Consider the following 14,531-nt stretch of genomic DNA (forward strand, 5'->3'; position numbering starts at 1 on the left):
CCCTGTCCGCTCATGTGCCTGCGCGTCAGGTCCGGGCTCGGATGATTCGTCAGTAAATGTCGACACGCACCGGTTCAAATGTCGCATTTGATGACGTATGAACTTAGCCTGGCCCTGGCACTGCCCGTCAGATCCGGGCCGCCCGTTGCGCGACACACTGAACCTGAGGATCCGTGCATGGACGTCACCCGCGATTCTTCGCAGCGACCCGACCACCTGCCCAAGACGCTTCCCCCGGGAATGCCGGAACGTTCCGCCTCGGGCTCCAGCCCGCTGGCGAGGGCGGCGAGGGCATCCAAGCCCGCCCAGCCGACCGACCACGGCCCGGCCACCACCCCGATCGCGGTGGTCCCGGGGCCGGCCGACGGCAGGCACATCGACCTGCGCGATCCGCTGGAGCTGGCGGACCCGGTGGACCCGGCGGTCCGCCCGACGCCGACCGCCCCGCTGCCGCCGGTGACCTCGACGGCCCTGGCCGCGGACGAGCCGGAGGGCGCCCCGACCGGGGCGGCGACGGCCGTCACCTCGCGCCGGCCCCCGCGCGCCGACCAGACGCTCCGTGAGCACGCCGCCGCCGCCCTGCCCGGCTGGGTCGCCCTGCTCGGGCTGCTGCTCGGCACGGCCGCCGTGCTGCTGGTGCTGCTGCGCGACGGCGTCATCCCGCACTGGGACGCGCTGCCCGACCTGCGCACGGAGGCCGCCCGGGCCGCCGGCGGGGCCGAGGTGACCGCCCGCTCGGTGGCCGCCGTGGCCGCCGCCGGGCTGCTCGTCGTGCTCTCGCTCGCGGGTCTGCTGGCCAATGCGGGCGGCGAGACCCGGGTGCTCACCCGCTGGGGCCGCTACCGGGGCACCGTCCGCCGCACCGGTCTGGTCTGGGTCAATCCGCTGCTGCGCCGCCGTCGGGTGGACGTCCGGCTGCGGCACTGGCGCAGCGAACCGGTCAAGGTCGTCGACCGCACCGGCACCCCGATCGTGGTCCGGCTGCTGATCGTCTGGCGGGTCAAGGACACCGCCCGCGCGATGCTGGCGATCGAGGACCACGAGAGCTACCTGCGCGAGCAGGTCCAGGCCGTGCTCACCCGGACCGCCTCCACGCTGCCCTGCGACAGCAACGCGGCGCCCGGTCCCGCGCTGCGCGACGGCCAGTGGTTCGCTGACGAACTGACCAGAGCGCTGGCCGCCGAGGTCGCGCCGGCCGGGCTCGAGGTCTACTCGGTGCAGCCGCTGGCGCTGGACTACGCACCGGAGGTGGCGGAGTCGATGCGCCGCCGCCGGCTGGCCGATCTGGACGCGGGCCTGCGCACCGTGCTGGTGGACGACGCCGTGGAGGCGGCGGCGCTCGCCGTGCGCCGACTGGAGCGCGCCACCGCGCATGAGCTGGACGAGGCCGCCCGGAGCGCGCTGATGGAACAGTTGCTGGTCGCCTTCGTCGCCCCGGCCGGAGTGGCCGCCTCGGTACCGCCCCCGGCCGCCCGGGCCGGGCGGAAGGAAGGACGACCGGCATGAGGATAGCCACCGGCACGGACGCCGCCGCGGTGTTCGCGGATGCGGACGACACGGCGTTGATCGGCTTCGAGGAGAGCCTCGGCACGATCCCGGCGATCACCGGCTGCGCCTGCCCGAACTGCGTGGTGCGGCCGCGCGCCGCCCGCCCGGCGGAGCCGTACGGGGGAGGCCGAATACACCGGGCGGTGCGAAATACCTGCCTGGCCACCACGGTGCTGGCCGGCGCCGGAGTGGTCGGCCTGACGGCGGGGGCCGGGGCCGCGCACGCCGCGCCGGGCAAGCAGGGCTGGGACGGCTCGAAGTACTGGTTCAAGAACGGCGACGGCGAGTGGCGGTACACCAGCCACTACAGCGTGTACACCGACGCCGTGGGGTCCGGCGCCGGCTCGGCCACCAACGGCTCGGCCACCAACGGTTCGGCCGGCTCCGGCGGGATCCGCCAGGGCTGGGACGGCGAGAAGTACTGGTTCAAGAACAGCAGCGGCGAGTGGCGGTACACCAGCCACTACGACGTCTACCTGAGCCGCACCGGCCAGTCCGGTGGCGGTGCGGCCTCCTCGGGCACCACCACCGCGCCCGCCCAGGCCGGGACCCGGTCCGCCGGCCGCATGGAGTCCGCGATCGAGTACGCGCTCGCGCAGCTGGGCAAGCCGTACGTGTGGGGCGGCGACGGCCCCTCCGGTTACGACTGCTCGGGGCTGGTGCAGCAGGCCTACCGGCGGGCGGGCATCAGCCTGCCGCGGGTGGCCGACGACCAGTACGCGGCGACCACGCCGATCGGCGCGGGGCAGCTGCGCCGCGGCGACCTGCTGTTCTGGTCGGACAGCGGCCGGGCCTCGGGCATCCACCACGTGGGGATCTACCTGGGCGACAACAAGTTCGTCGAGGCGCCCCGGCCGGGCAAGACGGTCCGGGTGTCGACGATCAGCAGCGGCTTCTACCCGACCCACTTCGGCCGGCCGTAGCGGCCCGGCACGGGAGGACACGAAGGGGCGCGCCGTCCGGCTGCGGACGGCGCGCCCCTTTCGGGTGACGGTGCTCAGGCGGAGGCGTCGTCCAGCAGGGCGGTCTGCGCCGGGGTGAGCTCCAGCCCGGCGGCGGCCAGCAGCGGCGGGAGCTGGCCGACGGTACGGGCGCTGGCGATCGGGGCGGCGACGGTCGGCCGGGCGGCGAGCCAGGCCAGGGCGACGGTGGCGGGCTCGACGTCGTGCTCGGCGGCCACCGTGTCCAGCGCGTCCAGCACCTTGGGGCCGCGCGGGTCGTCCAGGTAGCGGCCGGCGCCCTCGGCCCGGGCGCTGGCCACCTCGGCGCCGCCCGGGCGGTACTTGCCGGTGAGGAAACCGGAGGCCAGCGCGTAGTACGGCACGGTGGCGAGGCCGTGCGCGGCGATCACGTCGGCCAGCGGGCCCTCGAAGGTGCTGCGGGAGACCAGGTTGTAGTGCGGCTGGACGGCGGTGTACGCGGCCAGGCCCTCGCGCTCGGCGAAGGCGAGCGCCTCGGCGAGCCGCTCGGCGCCGATGTTGGAGGCGGCGACGGCGCGCACCTTGCCCTCGCGCACCAGCGCGTCGAGGGCGGTGACGAACTCCTCCACCGGGGTGTCGTCGTCCTGGTGGGTGTAGTAGAGGTCGATGTGGTCGACGCCGAGGCGGCGCAGCGAACCCTCGGCGGAGGCCTTGATGTTGGCCGCGCTCAGCCCGCGGGCCTCGGGGTGCAGGCCGACCTTGGTGGCGATGACCACGGAGTCGCGGCTGCCGCGGCTGCGCAGCCACTTCCCGATGATGGCCTCGGACTCGCCGCCGGTGTTGCCCGGCACCCAGGAGGAGTAGGTGTCGGCGGTGTCGACGAAGTTGCCGCCGGCCGCCGTGTAGGCGTCGAGGACGGCGAAGGACTCGGCCTCGTCGGCGGTCCAGCCGAAGACGTTGCCGCCGAGGGAGAGCGGGAACACCGAGAGCTCGGAGTTGCCGAGCTGCACGTAACGGGGGGCGTCGCTGCGGGAATCGGTCATGGTCCGAGTCAACCCGATCGGCCGGGCCGGCATTCCGTGAACGAGGCGTACTTCACACGCCCGTTGCACGTCCGCAGCACGGAGACCGGGTGTCGGGGTGGTCCGCGGATTCGTTAGAGTCCCTGCCATGGCTGACAACGAGTACGACCCCGCCGGCAGCACCCAGATGTTCCGGGCCTTCGTCGAGGAGACCCCGGCACCGCAGGCGCCGGGCTCCGTCAACACCTACGGCAACACCGGCGGCGGCAGCCGGACCGGCATGATCGCGGTCATCGCCGTGGTGGCCCTCGCCATGCTGGGCGCCGTCGTCTGGCTGGCCGTCAAGTAGTCCGCGCGGTGGAATGCCTGGCGGTCCGGTGGCCCGCTGGTGCCGGTCCCTGTTCCCTCAGCAGGGCTTCCGCCAGGCGTCCAGTTCGAGCTTCTTCTGCATCGAGCTGAAGCCCAGGGCCTTGGTGCGGCCGCAGAACTTCTCGGTGCCCAGCTTGTACTCGACATGGAAGACCGCCTTGCCCGCCTGGATGAAGGGGGAGAGGCGGGCGCACTCGTCGAACTGCGCGCACTCCTCGTTGACGGCGAAGTCGAAGTCGTTCAGCAGCGCCGGGACCTGCTCCAGGTCGTTCTTCAGACCGATCGCCAGGCCGCGTTCGTGGGCGAGCGAGGCGAGCATGCGGTTGTAGCGGAGCTGGTCGTCCGCGGTCAGCGGGAAGCCGCTGTTCTGGTTGTAGGCCTCGATGGTGTCGGGCTCGACGGCGTCGAAGCCCTTCTGCCGGCACATGTCGAAGCGCGCCGCCATGAGGGGCTTCAGCTGGTCGATCTTGCGGATGTCGAACCACTTCTCGCCCTTCCAGCCGTTGCCCGAGCCCTGGAGGGCCTGGGCGAAGGCGGCGGAGTCGGGGCGGAAGTCCTCCCAGGAACCGGCGTTGATGTAGCAGATCACCTTGCGGCCCTTGGCGTGCAGGGCCGCGACCACGGAGGCGTCCGTCTCGAAGCCGTCGACGTCGTAGACGGGGACGTCGACGGACTGGTCGACGGAGCCGCCGAGTTGCCACTGCCAGGCGAGGCCGGGGGTGGGCTGCCAGCGCGCGCCGGCCGAGCCGGGCGTGCCGGGGGTTCCCGGAGTGCCGGGCGTGCCGGGGGTGTTGGGCGTGCCCGGGGCGGCCGGGGTGCCGGGCGTGCCGGGGGTGCCGGGCGTGCCCGGGGTACCGGACGGGGCCGACGGCCGGCCGGACGCGGTCGGCGAGCCCGGGCCCGTGGTGGCGGCCGGGGCGTCCGGGGTGACCGGCGTGCCGGGGGTGCTCGGCGCGGCCGGGGCGTCCGGGGTGGCCGGGGTGCTCGGAGTCCCCGGGACGGGGGCGGCGGTGGCCGCCGGGGGCGCGCTCGCGCCGGCGTCGGCCGAGGTGTCGTCCTCGTCGTCCGAGCCGGAGCTGCTGCACGAGGTCGCCAGCAGCGCGGTGGCGGTGGCGAGGGCGAGGGCGGCCCACACGGGCCGGGTAACGCGGGTCACGGTGCACGGACTCCGGATCGGGTCGGATGCGTTCTCAGATGGGTTCGGTGAGCGGCCGTCCGGCGGTCAGCTGGTGCGGCAGGGTGCTCCAGGGGTTCTCCCCGGCGCCCGGCACCGCGCAGCCGACCCCGGCCCGGCGGGCGGCGATCAACGCGGCCACCTCCCCGGCCCGTTCGGCGGGCACGTCGTAGACCAGGTGGCAGAACCGGGCGGCGGCGTGCCGGCCGGTCCACAGCGGCAGGGCCAGCGCCTGGTAGGCGGCCCAGTCGCCCTCGAAGGTGACCAGCAGATCGGCCAGGCCGACCTCGGCGTACCCGGGGTCCGGGTGGTCGCCGTGGCCGAACACCACGGTGGCGCAGCCGGCGGCCCGGGCCGCGGTGGCCAGGCGCCGGTAGTGCGGCAGCGCGCCGGGCGCGGCCGACACCTGGTCGAGGTAGACGCCGGAGATTCCGTGGCGCTGACGGTAGGTCAGGATGTCGTTCACCACGGCCGCGTGCGACCGCCGGCCGTAGTCGGTGTCGGCGTAGCCGAGCAGCGGCAGGCCGGCCTTGCGGAGCTCCTCGGCGGCCTCGGTGAAGACGTGGTCGGGCTCGCCCGGACCGTCGGCGAGGTTGAGCACGACGGCGGCGATGCGCTTGGGATCGGCGGCGGCGACCGCCTGCCAGGCCGCCGGGTCCACCGCGGGGTGGACGTACAGCGGCACCAGCAGGCGGCCGTCGGGGTGGTTGCCCCCGGTCATGCGGTGACCAGCGGTTCGGTGGAGAGCCAGAGGTCGCGCAGCGTCTCGTCGAGTCCGGTCTCCGGGCGCCAGCCGAGGGCCCGGGCGGCGGCCGACACGTCGGCCTGCTGCCAGGAGACGGCCGCGGAGCGCTCGGAACCGGCGCCGCTCTCGTCGATGCGGCCGGCGAACCCGGCCGCCGCGACCAGACCGTCGGCGATCGCCCGGACCGGCCGGGCGTGCCCGGAGGCCAGGTTGAGCACCCGGGGCAGCGCTTCCCGGGCGGTCACGGCGAGCGTGACGGCACGGGCGACGTCCCGGGCGTCGACGAAGTCGCGGTGGGCCGAGAGGTCCCCGACCCGCACCACTCCGTCGGCACCCTCGGGCGCGGCCCGGCGCAGCTCGGCGGCGAGCCGGCCGGGCAGCGAGCCGGCCGGGGCCCCGGGGCCGACCGGGTTGAACACCCGCAGCACCACGGCGTCCAGCGGCGAACCGGCCACCGCGAGGGAGCCGGCCAGCTTGGTGGCGCCGTAGACGCCGACCGGGCGGGCGTCGGCGTCCTCGGCGAGCGAGTCGCCGGGGGCGCAGACGCCGTACTCGCCGGCCGAGCCGATGTGCACCAGCCGGGCCTTCGGGGCGCCCTGGCCGAGCGCCTCGCAGAGCACGGCCGGCCCGCGGGCGTTGACCTCGGCGAGGGTGACGGCACTGCCGGAGACGGCGCCGGCGAAGTTGACCACCGCGTCCGGGGCGAGCGCGGCCAGGTCCTCGCCGAGCGGGCCGGCCTGGGCGGAGGCCAGGTCGAGCCGCAGGTCGTGGTCGGGCCGCCGCCCGGCGGTCAGCACGGTGGCGCCGGGCAGTGCGCGCAGGGCGGTGGCGGCGTGCCGGCCGAGGAAGCCGTCGGCGCCGAGCAGCAGGATCCTCACGCGGCCCGTCCGTCGTTCTCGGGGCCGGCGGGGACGGTCGCCGCCGTGGCCGCGGTGGCCGTCGGCTGCCCGTCGGCGGCCTCGGGGGCGGTTCTGGCGGCGGGGATCGGCAGGGCCTGGCCGTTCGGCACGGCGTACAGGCCCTCCCCGGCGGCCGGGACGGCGTCGGCCGGCTCGCCCGGGAGGAGCAGCGAGCGGTTGAGCGCGAACTCGGCGTTGGCGCGGTCGTAGTCGTCCGGGCGGCCGATGTCGAGCCAGTAGCCGTCGAACTCGTAGGCGGACGGCGGCGTCTGGGCGCCCAGCAGGTCCAGCACCAGCTCGTCGAAGCCCAGCGGCAGGCCCGGGGTGTACCGGGCGAGCGCGGCGCGGGAGACGCCGTACACGCCCATCGAGACCCGGTAGTCGATGCTCGGCTTCTCCTGGAAGCCGGTGATCGCCCCGTCCTCGGCGGTCAGCACGCCGAAGTCGATCTTCACCTGGCGGGCGTAGGTCGCGATGGTGAGCGGGGCCCCGGACGCCTCGTGGTGCTTGAGCACCCCGGCGAAGTCCAGGTCGGTGAGGACGTCGCCGTTCATCACCAGGAAGTTGTCCGGCAGCCGGTCCTGCATGGTGAGCAGCGGGCCGAGGGTGCCGAGCGGGCTGTCCTCGACGGCGTAGCCGACCCGCAGCCCCCACTGGGAGCCGTTGCCGACGTAGGCGCGGATGATGTGCCCGAGGTGGCCGATGGCCAGGGTGACGGTCTGGAAGCCCGCGGCGGCGAGCTGGCGCATCACGATCTCCAGGATCGCGTGCTGGTCGCCGATCGGGACGAGTGGCTTGGGAAGCGCGGTGGTGTACGGGCGGAGGCGTACGCCCTTACCGCCGGCCAGGATCACTGCGTGCATGTGGTTCCCCCACAGAAGTCGGTTCGACAAGGGGCCTTCGGTGCCGGGAGCGGACGGAAGGCGGAGCCGGGTCAGACGTTGTAGATGTCGGTCTTGTAGCGGGCCAGGTTCGCCGGGTCGCGGAAGAACTCGATGGTCTGCTCCAGACCCTCGTCCAGCGAGAACCGGGGGGCCCAGCCGGTGGCGGTGCGCAGCCGGGTGGCGTCCGCGACCAGGCGCATGACCTCGGAGTTGGCCGGGCGGATGCGCTGCTCGTCCTCCTTGACGGTGACGTCCACGCCCATCAGCTTGCCGACCAGGGTGACCAGGTCGCCGACCGAGATCTCGCCGCCGGTACCGGCGTTGAAGGTCCTGCCGACCACGGTCTCGGCGGGGGCGGTGCCGACCGTGCGGAAGGCCAGCGCGGTGTCCTTGACGAACATGAAGTCGCGGGTCGGGCGCAGGTCGCCGAGGGTGATCTCGGTCTCGCCGGCGGCGAGCTGGGCGATCACGGTCGGGATGACGGCGCGCATCGACTGGCGCGGGCCGAAGGTGTTGAACGGGCGCAGGGTGACGACCGGGGTCCCGAAGCTGGCGTGGTAGCTGTCGGCCAGCCGGTCCCCGCCGGCCTTGGAGGCGGCGTACGGGGACTGGGTGTTGATCGGGTGGTCCTCGGTGATCGGCACGGTCTGCGCGGTGCCGTAGGTCTCGCTGGTCGAGGTGTGCACCAGGCGGGGGATCTCCTGGTGGCGCACGGCCTCGAGGACGTTCAGGGTCCCGGTGACGTTGGTGTCGACGTACGAGTGCGGGGCCAGGTAGGAGTACGGGATCGCGATCAGGGCGGCCAGGTGGTAGACCGCCTCGGTGCCCTTGACCAGGCCGTTGACGGAGCCGGGGTCGCGGACGTCGCCGAGGACGATCTCGACGGAGTCCAGCACCTCCTTCGAGAGGGTCTCCAGCCAGCCGAACGACGAGAACGAGTTGTACTGGACCATCGCGCGGACCCGGTGGCCGTCGGCCACCAGGGTCTCGACGAGGTGGGAGCCGATGAATCCCTCGGCTCCGGTGACGGCGACGCTGCTCATGGTGAATCGCTTCCTGTGTCTTCAGGGGACGTGTCGTGCGGGTCCGGCCGGGTGGTGCGACGGTTGTGGTGACCCGGCCGGGCCGGTACGGGTGGTGCTGTTCCGTCGGTGCTGGTTCCGTGGTGCGCTGTTCAGCGGTGCCCGTTTCAGCGGTGTCTGGTGGTGCGGCCGAGCACGGGCCCGGCGGTGCTGGTGAGGACGGCCGCCGCACCCCCGCAGCCGATCAGCTGCAGGACGGTCGGGTCCCAACCGGTCAGCAGCCCGGCGCACTCGGCGCCCGCGGCTGCCAGACAGATGAGGGCGGTGCTCCAGCTGAGCCCGAAGGCGTTCAGCAGCAGCGCCAGCCAGAGCGAGCCGCCGAGCAGCAGCAGCGCGCCGAGCTCCGGGACGCCCAGCGCGGGGGCGCCGGGCCAGAGCACGGTGGCGGCGGCGTCGAGGGCGGCCACGGTGGTGAGGTAGATGAAGAGGCAGCCGAGCAGCACGCCGCCGGTGCGGCGGGCGAACTCGACCGGGGTGTGACTGGTGCGCAGCGCGGCCACCGCCATCGCCCGGTAGCGGAAGAGCAGCCACTCCGCTAGGCCGAGGCTCAGCGTCAGGGCGATCATCGCCGGGCCGGTCGGGCTGGCCGAGGCGCCCTGGGCGCTGCCGGTGCTCACCGCCTGGTGGACGGTGACCCCGAGTCCGGCGATCAGGGTCAGGGTGCCGACCGCGAGTCCGAACAGCAGGTGCGGGATCTCCTGGTGCAGCGGCAGCCGCAGCGGGACGGGTTCCGCCTCGGCGCGCCGGCAGCGCAGCAGCTCGCGGGCGGCGAGCCCGACGGCCAGGCCGAGCGAGGCCAGCAGCACCGCGGTGCGGACGGCCTGCGGCACGGAGACGGCGAGCACCACGCCCGCGCCGACCGCCGACGGTGCCAGCGCCAGCAGCAGGAACTTCTCCCGGCCGAGCACCAGCAGCACGGTGGCGGCCGCCAGGTAGCCGGACTGCCCGGCGGCGAAGCAGAGCGCGCCCAGCGGCCCGCCGACCACGTACCCGGCGGCGGCCGCGGTCAGCGCGCCGAGCGGCGCCCCGATCGCCAGGCAGGCCGCGGCCGACCGGCGCCGGCCACGGCCGAGCCAGGCGTACGCGCGGTGGGCCAGCGCCTGGTTCCAGGACCAGCTGACCAGGGTCGCGACGGACAGCGCGAGCATGCCCGAGGGCAGGCCGAAGCGCATCCGGTCGGCGGCGAACAGGTTGGCGCCGAGCAGGTAGCCGAGGCCGGGCAGGGCGAACACCAGGCCGCGTACGACGCACCGCCAGGGATCGGCCCGCCAGGGGTTGGCGAACTCGGCGCTCGGCCCGGGGTAGCGGCGCTCGACCCGTTCGAACAGCTCCTCGGCGACGGTGAACGCGTCGGGCCGGCCGTAGAGCAGGCCGGCCTGTTCGTCGGAGAGGCCGTCGGCCTCCAGGAAGGCCGCGATCTCGTAGGGGTGGACGGCGTCGGCGCAGATGTCCTGCAGCCGATCGGCGAGTTCGTCCAGCGGGTCGGGGGAGAGTTCGAGCTGGTCCGCCTCCGGCCCGGGGCGCTGCTCGGGCAGGGTCGGGCGGCGCCGCTTCAGCGGCAGTACCCGCAGCTGGACGGTCTCGTCGGCCTCGTTCGGTACGAGCCGCAGAGGCCCACTCATGCGCCCACCTCGCTGCGCTCGCGCTCGGTCGGCTGCTCCCAGTCCGGGTCCGGCGGTCCGTCGGTGACGGCGACCACGCCCTCGGGCAGCCAGCGGGAGGTGCCCAGCAGTTCGGTGTAGATGCCGCGGAAGCCGTCGATGTTCTGGCGGAGCGTGAACTGCTCGATCACCCGCAGCCGGGCCTGCTCGCCGAGCCGGGCCCGGCGCTCCGGGTCGCGCAGCAGCTCGATCGCCGCGGCGGCCATGGGTTCGGGCTCGCGCGGCGGGACGACCAGGCCGGTGTCGCCGACCGCCTCGCGCACGCCGCCGACGTCGGTCGAGACGGTGGAGCGTCCGCAGGACATCGCCTCGATCAGGGTGAACGGGAAGCCCTCGCTGATCGAGGAGAGCATCACCACGTTCCCGGCCGCGTAGGCGTCGGTGATGTCCGCGACCCGGCCCTCGAAGACCACCGAGTCGCCGGTGCCGAGTTCGGCGGCCAGCGCCTCGCAGGCCTCGCGGTAGGCCTCACCGCCCTTGGGGGTGCCGCCGAACAGCCGCAGCCGGGCGTCGGGTATCTCGCGCCGCACGAGAGCGAACGCGCGGATCAGCGTCTCCAGGTCCTTGATCGGGTCGACCCGGCCGGCCCAGCTGAGCGTCGGGGTCTCGGGCTCCGGCCCGGCGGGCGGGAAGGCCGCCGGGTCGACGCCGTTGTAGACGGTGCGGATGTGCGCGGAGGGGGTGCCGCCGCGCTCCTCCCAGCGCCGGTTGTACCGGTTGCCGGGGGTGACCAGCGCGGCCCGCCGGTAGCTCTCCTCGGCGAGCATCCGGTAGAAGCCCAGCAGCAGGGCCTTGACCGGCCAGCGGTAGGGGCCGGTGCGGTAGCCGAGGTAGCGCTCGCGCAGATAGATGCCGTGCTCGGTGAGGAGAAACGGTACGCCGAACTGCTGAGCGGCTATCAGCCCCGGGAGCGTGGCCAGACCACCGCTCGCGGCGTGCGCCACGCCGTCGCGCGGCGGCTCGACCGACAGCGGGCGCAACGCGTGCTCCAGCAGGTCGGTGGCGTTCAGCGCGTCGTGCATGGTGGGCCGGGAGACGGCGGTGGAGAGGTAGTCGCGGGTCCAGACGTGCTGGAGGGTGCGCAGGGCGCGCTCGCTGCGCAGCGCCGGGCTGAGCAGCCCGCGCTGGGCGAGGTCGGCGAAGCCGTAGAGCTCGGTGCCGAAGTGGGTGGTGTAGACCGGGTCCAGGAGGGAGTGCAGGAACCGTTCGTAGGCGTTGAGGAAGCGGCGCATCTCCTTGCCGCGCGGGGCCTTCGCCTCCGAGGCCGGGCCCCACAGCGGGGCGGTGGTGACCGACCGCACGTTGGCGGGCAGCTCCCAGGCCAGTGGTTCGTGGCCGGTGCCGGTGACGGCGATGATGTCGAAGTCGACGTCCGGCATGCCTTGCACGAGCTGGTCGCACCAGACACTCACACCGCCGTGCTGGTGCGGGTACGTCCCCTCGGTGAGCAGGGTGACGCGCATCTGTGTCCCCCCTCCTGTTCTTGCCTCAAGCTCCCGGCCGAGCAGGCCGGATCGGGTGGTGCCGGTGGCGGCCGCTGTGCCGCGGTCCGCCACCGGGTTCACCTGTCTAGCGGTTGCCGGGCGAGCCGGCGGTCTTCCTCGCGGGTTCGGCCTTCCCCCCGGAGGCCTTGCCGTGCTGCTGCGGAGTGCCGCCGTGGCCGACGGCCTTTCCGTCGGTGCCGCTCGCCGTACCCGAAGTCGTACCAGCAGAGACGTTCCTGCCGGCAACCGGGGCCCCGCTACCGGGGATGAGAGTCGGCGCCTCGGTGCGGTCGGTGTCGCCCGGACCGGCCGGGACGGCGTCCACGGTGCCCTGCGGGACGACCTTGGTGTCGGCCGGGGCCGGGGCCGGGACGGACTTGGCCGCGAGGCTCGGGCTGGTGCCGGCCGGGGCGGCCGGGGTGCCCGTGGCGGGCAGCGTCAGCAGGACGCCGCTCTGCAGCTGGCCGGGCTTGACCCAGCCGGAGAGCGAGCCCGCGTAGGCGGTGCCGAAGCTGGTGGTGCCGATGGCGAGCTGCTGGACGGTGCCGGTCGGCATGGTGGCCTCGATCTGGACGCCGGCCGGGGCGCTCACCATGACGGTGTCGCCGGTGCGGTAAGCGGTGACCTGGCCGGAGGCGAGCGCGGCGTTCCAGGCTGCCCGTCGCTGGAACTCCTGGCCGATCTCCTTCTGCGCGAGATTCACGACCGGGGCGTTGTCGGCGTGCAGCGACCGGTAGGTGGAGAGGATCTTCTCCAGCACCGGGTAGACGATCCGGTCCTCGGACAGGTTCGACTGGTGGATGAAGTGCGGCCGCGGGTCGTTGTTCAGCACGTGGCCGAGGTCGATCCGGGCCTCCAGCGGCACGATGTACGACTGGTAGCCGGTGTTGACGTCCAGCGGCGTCGGCAGGCAGGTGGAGTTGGCGCTCTGGCAGATGCCGCTGCCACCGTTGGCGACGCTGGTGTAGATCCAGTTGTACTCGTCGGCCTCCTCCTTCGCCGTGGCGGCGTTGTAGAAGACGTTCATCGGGTAGCGGGGCACGGTCAGCGCCGAGCCGACGGCCCGCTGGCCGGTCTCGCGGGAGGCGTCGCTGGCGGTCCACTTGACCCCGTTGGCGGCGAGAGCCGGAGCCAGGTACGGGTTGTCGCTGGTCTCCTGAGGAGCGGTCAGCAGGCCCGAGTGCTCGCCGGTGACCAGCTCGGTCTTGTCCAGCTGCAGGCCCCGGGCGGCGGCCCAGTCCAGGTTGTTCTTGATCTGGGAGGAGATGGTGGCCTGGTCGACCCAGACGGTGCTGCCCGAGGAGGTCTTGGTGCACTTCCACGGGACCACCGAGACGTCCTGGAGGCAGCCCAGGTACGGGTGGGTGTACGTGTGGTTGATCCACCGGTAGCTGGTCTGGTCGGCGATCATCTCGTCCACCACCGGGTCGGTGGTGGTCTCGTGGTCGGACTTCCAGTCCTCGCTGCCACCGCCGTTGAACACCATGTCCAGGGTGAAGCCGTGGTCGAGCTGCCACTGCTTGGCGTACTGCGCGTCGGCGACCGTCATCCGGATCGGATTCGCGGTCTCCGGGGTGCCGGGCGGGCAGGTGACGTCACCGGGGGTGCACTTGAGCACGGTGTCCCAGCGGTCGTCGGACAGGAAGACGTCGTCGACGTGGGCCGCGAAGTAGTTGCGGTCGTAGCCGAGGTGGACGCCCTGGGTTATCCAGTCGACTATGCCGCGGGCCAGCAGGCGGTACTGCTGCTGGTACTGGTTGTAGACGAAGGTGACGACCAGTTCCTTGCGGCCGGCGTGCTGGTACTCGCCGACCAGCGAACCCTTGGCGGTGCTGTTCGGGATCGGCACCTCGACCAGCGGGGTGAAGCTGGAGCCGGCCGGCAGGGTGGCCAGCGGGGTGGCCAGGTAGCCGTAGCTCTCCGAGACGGTCGGGTCGTTGTCCTCGAACGGGATCGCGCCCTTGAGGTAGTTGAACGGTCCGCTCAGGCCGGCCGTGGTGACCTGGCCCTGGAAGCCGTCCAGGGTCCCCATGTAGCCGGGGTTGACGGCCCAGTTCAGGCCGACGTCGGGACGGGCGTAGGTGTACGCGTCGACCTGACGGACGTTGAACGCGGCCTCGTAGGCGGCGATCGCGGTCATCTCGGCGGAGCCGGCCGCGAACGGGTTGTCGTTCGGCAGCACGATGCCCTGGTACTTGCCGCGCGGCTGGCCGTTCAGCGTGTCGCTGAGGAAGGCCGCGTCGATCACCGGGCGGTTGGCGTCGTTGAGGTCGACGAGCTTGTACGGCGTGCCCTGGCTCTTGAGTTCGGCGGCGATCGCGGCCGTGGCCGGCCCGCCGTCGCTGATCACCAGGACCGTGAGATCGATCCGCGGCGTCGTGGTGGCGTGCGCGAGGGACGACTGCAGGCCTCCGGCCAGCAGAACGGCTGCCGCACAGGCGGCAACTCTTCGGGTCGCTCGACCCATGTTTGTCTTCCTCCCCTGGGCAGGGCGCTCCGCTGCTTGCGCTCGCCCGCCCTCGTAGCTGGTCGCGGGCAGCAGGCTGCCCGGCGCCCATCCTGATGGAACATCCGTAGCAGGAGGGACCGAACGGGCAGGAGTGCAGCGAATCTGTTACCAACGTTCATGGTCGTGCCATGAGGGCGCTGATTGTGGCCGAAAGCGCATCGGCCACGCAAATAATGAATTAAAAATTAAAACCCGGAACCTAGCGTTACCGCTGTTCACCCATCGTGCGATCCG

11 protein-coding genes and 1 pseudogene are annotated in these 14,531 nt (G+C 73.2%); 3 read left to right on the top strand and 9 right to left on the bottom strand.

Going from position 1 to position 14,531, the window contains the following annotated elements; genetic code table 11:
• The first annotated feature begins 177 nt into the window (after positions 1-177).
• Positions 178-1,506, top strand: coding sequence for an SPFH domain-containing protein (locus ACFVUH_RS18375; protein WP_387914285.1), 1,329 nt, complete (start codon positions 178-180; stop codon positions 1,504-1,506).
• Positions 1,503-2,471 (top strand): C40 family peptidase, encoded by a 969-nt coding sequence (locus tag ACFVUH_RS18380; RefSeq protein WP_387914286.1) that lies wholly within the window; start codon positions 1,503-1,505, stop codon positions 2,469-2,471. Before ACFVUH_RS18375 ends, ACFVUH_RS18380 begins: the two co-directional genes overlap by 4 nt.
• 74 nt (positions 2,472-2,545) lie before the next feature.
• Here the strand turns inward: ACFVUH_RS18380 and ACFVUH_RS18385 are convergent, their stop codons facing one another.
• Positions 2,546-3,511 carry an aldo/keto reductase gene (locus ACFVUH_RS18385; protein ID WP_387914287.1) on the bottom strand — a complete coding sequence of 322 codons (966 nt, stop codon included), beginning with the start codon at positions 3,509-3,511 and terminating at the stop codon, positions 2,546-2,548.
• A 127-nt stretch (positions 3,512-3,638) separates the two neighbouring features.
• On the opposite strand from ACFVUH_RS18385, the gene ACFVUH_RS18390 reads away from it, so the two are divergent.
• Entirely contained in the window at positions 3,639-3,839 is a 201-nt protein-coding gene (locus ACFVUH_RS18390) for a hypothetical protein (protein WP_387914288.1), read from the top strand.
• A 57-nt stretch (positions 3,840-3,896) separates the two neighbouring features.
• Here the strand turns inward: ACFVUH_RS18390 and ACFVUH_RS18395 are convergent, their stop codons facing one another.
• The 8 genes and pseudogenes from ACFVUH_RS18395 to ACFVUH_RS18430 form a co-directional block, all read right to left on the bottom strand.
• Complete coding sequence (locus ACFVUH_RS18395; protein WP_387914290.1) at positions 3,897-5,015, bottom strand: endo alpha-1,4 polygalactosaminidase; 1,119 nt, start codon at positions 5,013-5,015, stop codon at positions 3,897-3,899.
• A 34-nt stretch (positions 5,016-5,049) separates the two neighbouring features.
• Positions 5,050-5,754 (bottom strand): spherulation-specific family 4 protein, encoded by a 705-nt coding sequence (locus tag ACFVUH_RS18400; RefSeq protein WP_387914292.1) that lies wholly within the window; start codon positions 5,752-5,754, stop codon positions 5,050-5,052.
• The gene (locus ACFVUH_RS18405; protein WP_387914293.1) at positions 5,751-6,656 is read right to left on the bottom strand and encodes an NAD-dependent epimerase/dehydratase family protein; all 906 of its coding nucleotides are present in this window, start codon (positions 6,654-6,656) and stop codon (positions 5,751-5,753) included. Before ACFVUH_RS18405 ends, ACFVUH_RS18400 begins: the two co-directional genes overlap by 4 nt.
• A gap of 176 nt (positions 6,657-6,832) precedes the next feature.
• Positions 6,833-7,540: pseudogene (locus ACFVUH_RS18410) on the bottom strand (NDP-sugar synthase); the annotation flags it as partial.
• A 71-nt stretch (positions 7,541-7,611) separates the two neighbouring features.
• Positions 7,612-8,604 (bottom strand): GDP-mannose 4,6-dehydratase, encoded by a 993-nt coding sequence (locus ACFVUH_RS18415; RefSeq protein WP_355360689.1) that lies wholly within the window; start codon positions 8,602-8,604, stop codon positions 7,612-7,614.
• Between the two features lie 146 nt (positions 8,605-8,750).
• On the bottom strand, positions 8,751-10,265 hold the full coding sequence (locus ACFVUH_RS18420) for a hypothetical protein (protein ID WP_355360686.1): 1,515 nt from the start codon (positions 10,263-10,265) through the stop codon (positions 8,751-8,753).
• Positions 10,262-11,767 carry a GT4 family glycosyltransferase PelF gene (pelF, locus tag ACFVUH_RS18425; RefSeq protein ID WP_387914295.1) on the bottom strand — a complete coding sequence of 502 codons (1,506 nt, stop codon included), beginning with the start codon at positions 11,765-11,767 and terminating at the stop codon, positions 10,262-10,264. The genes ACFVUH_RS18420 and pelF overlap by 4 nt, the downstream gene beginning before the upstream one ends.
• A 106-nt stretch (positions 11,768-11,873) precedes the next feature.
• Positions 11,874-14,255: a hypothetical protein gene (locus tag ACFVUH_RS18430; protein ID WP_387914297.1), complete on the bottom strand. Its 2,382-nt coding sequence runs from the start codon at positions 14,253-14,255 to the stop codon at positions 11,874-11,876.
• Positions 14,256-14,531 lie beyond the last annotated feature (276 nt).

The sequence above is a fragment of the Kitasatospora sp. NPDC058032 genome, from assembly GCF_042885845.1.
In the GTDB taxonomy this organism is placed as follows: domain Bacteria; phylum Actinomycetota; class Actinomycetes; order Streptomycetales; family Streptomycetaceae; genus Kitasatospora.